Origin of the sequence: Arthrobacter sp. B2a2-09 (genome assembly GCF_027587375.1) — a bacterium.
Taxonomy (GTDB): Bacteria; Actinomycetota; Actinomycetes; order Actinomycetales; family Micrococcaceae; genus Arthrobacter.
Window position 1 is genome coordinate 1 of the sequence record NZ_JAMXIC010000085.1, and the last position, 524, is coordinate 524.

At 69.1% G+C, this 524-nt stretch carries 1 protein-coding gene; it reads right to left on the reverse strand.

Translation table 11 applies throughout. From position 1 onward, the window contains the following. Positions 1–524, reverse strand: a 524-nt coding sequence (locus NFJ07_RS25630; RefSeq protein ID WP_269998922.1) for an IS110 family transposase, incomplete at both ends; no start/stop codon positions are given.

Below are 524 nucleotides of genomic sequence, written 5' to 3' on the forward strand. Positions count from 1 at the left end.
TCCGCACCGGTTTCGGCGATGATCACTTCGGCGACCCGGCGGGAGACTCCGGGGATGGTGGCCAGGGCTTCCCTGGCCTCGCGAAAGGGTTCCATCGCCTCCTCGATCCGCGCGGTAAGCGCTTCGACGGTTCGGGTGTGGGCATCGATCTGGTCCAGGTGCAAGCGGGCCATGAACGCGTGGTGGGGTTTGAACCGGCCGGTGAGCGCGTCGACAAGGGCGGGGATCTTAGAGCGCAGCATTCCCCGGGCCATCCCGGCCAGGACGTCGGGGTTCCGTTCGCCGTTGATGAGGGCCTCGAGCATGTCCCGGGAGGAGACCCCGGTCAGGTCCGAGACCACCGAGGAGAGCTTGATCCCGGAGCTCTCCAGGAACTTCTCCAGGCGCTGGATCTCCCGGGCCCGGTCGCGGGTGGCGATCGCCCGGGCCCGGGTGAGGTCCCTGAGCTCACGGATCGGTTCCGGTGGCACGAACGAGGCCCGCAATAGCCCGTGCGCGGCAAGCTGGGCGAGCCACGCGGCGTC